The 290-nt window shown below is 44.8% G+C and carries 1 protein-coding gene; it reads right to left on the reverse strand.

The annotated features are described in order from the left end of the window. The coding region (locus tag BCU12_RS07815) for an ATP-binding cassette domain-containing protein (protein WP_133153832.1) at nucleotides 1–290 on the reverse strand (290 nt) is incomplete at both ends.

Raw genomic sequence — 290 nt, forward strand, 5'->3', positions numbered from 1 at the left:
CTTCATGCATAACCATGACTTTATCGGTAATGTGCTTAACAATCCCAATGTGCTGCGAAACGTAAACGAAAGAAACGCCCATTTCTTCTTGTAGCTCTAAGAACAGATTGATGATTTGCGAACGCATCGCCATATCCAGTCCATTTAAAGCCTCGTCGGCGACGATAATCGAAGGTTGCAATATCAGAGCTCTTGCCAGACAAACCCTTTGCTTTTGTCCTGTCGCGAGCATTTGAGGGTAGAAGTAGGCATGCTCGGGTAGCAAACCCACTCGTCTTAATGTCTCTTTT

Origin of the sequence: Vibrio sp. 10N.261.55.A7 (assembly GCF_002877365.1) — a bacterium.
Classification (GTDB): Bacteria; Pseudomonadota; Gammaproteobacteria; order Enterobacterales; family Vibrionaceae; genus Vibrio.